Below are 4,127 nucleotides of genomic sequence, written 5' to 3'. Positions count from 1 at the left end.
GAAACGCACCTTGTTGTTGGTCAGTAGGCCCATTTGACCGAACAAGTGGCCTTCATCAAGGCGGTTATAGAGTTCGCCTTTACGACGGTAGACTTCGACTTCGCCACTTCGAACGATGTACAAGTCATGTATTTGATCACCAAAGTGAATGATAGGGGTATCTTGGCGGTAATAAGAAATTTCCACGCTACTGGTCACTTTCGCCAACATCTCCTCAGGGAGTTCTGTGAAAGGGGGGTATTGTGCCAGAAAGTTTTGAATCTCTAATAACTCAGCATCCATAATGATCATCCATTGGTTTATATGATTTCATGGTACAACATTTGATAATATTTTGCCGTCACAAATCAATCTGTGAGCTAAAACCTTTTTAAAGTCTTATGGATAGACTAACCTTTCAATTAATGGAGTGACAGTTTAAGGATGATAGGAATGTCGAAGTGGAAGCTTAGTTTTGTATCTGCGGTTTTTATGTTTTCTCCAAGTTTGTGGGCGGACACTAACGCGGTGGATATTTTAGATTACGACCATATTTATGCCACGGCGCATTCGGGCAGTTTAAATGAAGATGCAGGCAGTAATAACAATGCCTCGTCGTATGGATTAGGCGTCAGTTACGCGATGACGGATGATTGGTTGTTGCTGGGAGACTACAGCGCACGCTTTATTCACCCTGATGACACCACAACTCGAATTGATACGCTGATGCCAGGTGTTGGTTACCGTTACAGCATTAAGAAAGATTTAGATATAGTGGCTTACTACCTGCTTGGTATCACTAAAGGTAAGGTTGAAGATAATGACACCAACCGAACTGAATCTTCAGACACTGAGTTCATCCAAGGGGTAAAAGCTGAGCTTAACTATGGCTTTGCGAAACGTTGGATAGCTAACGGGAGTGTGCAAGTGAATCGAAGTGACCTGTTTGATGAAGAGATCTATCACTTAGGTTTACGCTATCTAGTGACCAACAAGTTTGCGATTGGTGGGTCATACCAACATCGAGACGGTGAAGGTAAAATTCGTAGCGAACGAACCAATGAGCTGGGCGTGGAGTTTTTCTTAGAGTATTAACTTACAAAGCATCTAAACCTGAAAGTCGAGACACAAAAAAGCCAGCTTAATTGCTGGCTTTTGCATATCTATTGGTCTGCAAGTGCAGGTTTCACTTTACGATTAAAGAACCGCAGCGATACCTTTACATAGAGGACCCATGTTTGACTTAGTCATACCAGCAACACTGATACGGCCAGAACCAACAATGTAGATTGCGAATTCGTCTTTTAGGCGAGTTACTTGCTCTTTGCTTAGACCAGAGAAAGAGAACATGCCGTTTTGACGTTCGATGAATGTGAAGTCTGCATCAACACCTTCAGATTTCAGTGTTGTTACGAATAGTTCACGCATCTCTTGGATACGGTCACGCATTTCTGCTACTTCTGCTTCCCATTCAGCACGTAGGTCAGCATCACCAAGGATGTGAGTAACGACAGCACTGCCGTGTGCTGGTGGGTTAGAGTAGATAGAGCGGATAATGCTCTTAACTTGAGAGAATGCTGTTGTTGCTACGTCTGCTGATTCTGCAACCAGAGTGAATGCGCCAACACGCTCGTTGTACAAGCCGAAGTTCTTAGAGAACGAGCTAGCAACAAGGATCTCTTTGTTGTATTGAGCAAAAATACGTAGGCCAGCAGCATCTTCTTCAACGCCTTTTGCAAAACCTTGATAAGCAAAATCGAATAGAGGAAGCAGTTTCTTCTCAGCAACCAGTTTAGCAAGAACTTCCCACTCTTCAGTTGTTGGGTCGATACCTGTTGGGTTGTGACAGCAGCCGTGAAGAAGAACGATATCGCCTTCAGAAGCTTTCTCTAGGTCAGCAACCATGCCAGCGAAGTCTTTGTCTTTAGTTTCAGCGTTGTAGTAGCTGTATTGAGCAGTTTCGATACCTGCAGCAGCGAAAACACCGTTGTGGTTAGCCCAAGTTGGGTTACTGATCCAGATTTTCACATCACCCAGTTGGCGCTTGATGAATTCACCCGCTACGCGAAGTGCACCTGTACCACCTGGAGCTTGTGCTGTTTTAGCGCGCTGAGATGCTACGATCTCTGCGTCTGAACCGAAAAGAAGTTTCTGAACCGCTAGACCGTATTCAGCCGTACCTTCAATCGTTAGGTAAGATTTGGTTTTTTCGTTTTCAAGAAGTGCAGCTTCTGCTTTCTTTACTGTTTTAAGTACAGGCGTTTGACCATCTTCATTTTTGTAGATGCCAACACCAAGGTTGATTTTCTCTGCACGAGAGTCTTTTTTAAACTCTTCAGTAAGGCCGAGGATAGGATCGGCGGGAGCAGCTAACACTTTTTCAAACATAATCTTCATCCATGTCAATTGAGAGGGGATAGTATCTATGGGTAGTTATACCTGTATGGAATTTTTAAGACAATACGAAGTGAACAGAAAGGCTAAAAAAAATCCATTTCAATCAGATTTATTGACTAAAGAGGGTATTTGATAACAAAACACCCTACGGATTAACCTATAGGGTGCAAGAAGTTAGTGGTTTTTGAATAGATTACGCTGGTTGAGTAATAAAGCTTTCGCGCTCGAGTTCACTTGCGATATTTTTGCCATCTTTGTAGGTCGCGGCAATTGAAACAAACGCTTGTTCAACCGCTAGAAAGGCGTCGACAACTTGCGGATCAAAATGCGTCCCATTGCCCTCTAAGATGATCTGTTTAGCTTGTTCATGAGTAAAGGCTGGTTTGTAGACTCGCTTCGAGATGAGCGCATCATAAACATCGGCCAATGCCATCAAACGACCCGATAGAGGAATATCTTCCCCCGACAACTGATTAGGGTAACCGCTGCCATTCCATTTCTCGTGGTGAGTCAGAGATATCTCCTTTGCAACTCTTAAGAAAGAGCTACTTCCCAGCTGCTTTTCTGCAATAGATAAGGCTTCAGCACCAATCGCGGGGTGACCTTTCATTATCTCAAACTCTTCGTCCGTCAATTTACCCGGTTTCAATAACACGCTATCAGGCACACCGACTTTGCCCACGTCGTGCAAAGGTGCAGATTTGTAAAGCAACTCGATGTAGTTTGGTGTTAACAAGCTTGAGTGGGTTTCTGATTTGCTGAGCTCTTGTGCGAGTACTTTGACGTACTCTTGAGTTCTGAGGATATGAGCGCCCGTTTCATTGTCTCGAGATTCAGCCAATGCCGATAAGCTCACAATAGCCACGTCACGTGTGGTTTTGACTTCGTTTTGCGCAGTTTCAAGGCTATCAAGCATGGTATTGGTCATAGATGCCATTGAGCCAAGCTCGTTGTAGCCGAAAATAGGTAAGCGAACGCCTTGCTCGCCATTGGTGACTTTGTTTAATGCGTGCTCTTGGCTTAGGAGAATGCGCTTAATTAGCTTGCTCCAAAGCGTCATGATGGTAATCGCGTAGCCACCCAGTACCACAGCCAAATAAATAAACTCTTTGATCACGCTGATCTTGCCGGTGCCGTCCAATAAGCGGTCAGGGTTATGTTCTAACCAGAAGATGTCTTTGACAGCAATCATCGTCAACATAGTCGTCAGTGTGACCAGAAGCACGATAACCAAGCCTATCATCTGCTTGACCAGTGAACTTCTTTCACCAACCAGTTGGAAGTCGAATTGTCCAGTCGTCTCCATTTTATCCATTTGGCTGAGCTTAGCGTTCAATTGAAGAATGGTTCCGGTAAAGAAGCCGAATAGACTCATTCCAAACAGCACCTTCAAATTGCTATCTATGGTGAATTCATAGCTTAAGTTGTAGTAGAGCGCGAAAGGCACACTTGCAACAAAAAATAGCAGGGTATCGAGTTGCGCGAATCGGCCTTGCTTGACCAAGGTATGTTGCGCCAATAGGTAACGACGTGCGAGCCATAATAAGATAAACACAATACTGACTTGTGTGAAAATCTCTAACGTCGTTAAGCTCTCGAGCATAGGACACACCCGGCTGCCATAGGTGCCAAACAGCACGCCAGCAATGACGTATAACTTAGTCGTTAGCGATTGATTGTAATTTGAAGTATCCATCGATAAGCCTTTGTTCTCATTCTTATTAGATTCACGCATTCATTGATTCACGACT

At 44.0% G+C, this 4,127-nt stretch carries 4 protein-coding genes; 1 reads left to right on the top strand and 3 read right to left on the bottom strand.

Features of this window, described 5'->3' with window-relative positions; all coding sequences use genetic code 11:
- On the bottom strand, window positions 1-282 hold a 282-nt coding region (locus tag IQQ51_RS27620), incomplete at its 3' end, for a cyclic nucleotide-binding domain-containing protein (RefSeq protein ID WP_228013187.1).
- Window positions 283-432: 150 nt separating this feature from the next.
- Between IQQ51_RS27620 and IQQ51_RS23310 the strand changes: the two genes are divergently transcribed.
- On the top strand, window positions 433-1,074 hold the full coding sequence (locus tag IQQ51_RS23310; protein WP_029405474.1) for an outer membrane beta-barrel protein: 642 nt from the start codon (window positions 433-435) through the stop codon (window positions 1,072-1,074).
- Window positions 1,075-1,176: 102 nt separating this feature from the next.
- Here IQQ51_RS23310 and IQQ51_RS23305 read toward each other — a convergent pair whose 3' ends face one another.
- Together IQQ51_RS23305 and IQQ51_RS23300 are read right to left on the bottom strand one after the other, a co-directional pair.
- Window positions 1,177-2,367, bottom strand: a complete 1,191-nt coding sequence (locus IQQ51_RS23305; protein WP_019822582.1) for an amino acid aminotransferase — start codon at window positions 2,365-2,367, stop codon at window positions 1,177-1,179.
- A 202-nt stretch (window positions 2,368-2,569) separates the two neighbouring features.
- Entirely contained in the window at window positions 2,570-4,111 is a 1,542-nt protein-coding gene (locus tag IQQ51_RS23300) for an HD-GYP domain-containing protein (RefSeq protein WP_086970249.1), read from the bottom strand.
- Window positions 4,112-4,127 lie beyond the last annotated feature (16 nt).

Origin of the sequence: Vibrio sp. OPT18 (assembly GCF_015163615.1) — a bacterium.
In the GTDB taxonomy this organism is placed as follows: domain Bacteria; phylum Pseudomonadota; class Gammaproteobacteria; order Enterobacterales; family Vibrionaceae; genus Vibrio; species Vibrio coralliirubri.
The sequence above is the reverse complement of the archived record's forward strand: the minus strand, read 5'-3'. Positions and strand labels throughout refer to the sequence as shown.

What these genes read in the sequence shown, in the direction of transcription:
- IQQ51_RS23305 (WP_019822582.1), bottom strand. Translation starts at nt 2,367, where the DNA reads ATGTTTGAAAAAGTGTTAGCTGCTCCCGCCGATCCTATCCTCGGCCTT.
- IQQ51_RS23300 (WP_086970249.1), bottom strand. Translation starts at nt 4,111, where the DNA reads ATGCGTGAATCTAATAAGAATGAGAACAAAGGCTTATCGATGGATACT.
- IQQ51_RS23310 (WP_029405474.1), top strand. Translation starts at nt 433, where the DNA reads ATGTCGAAGTGGAAGCTTAGTTTTGTATCTGCGGTTTTTATGTTTTCT.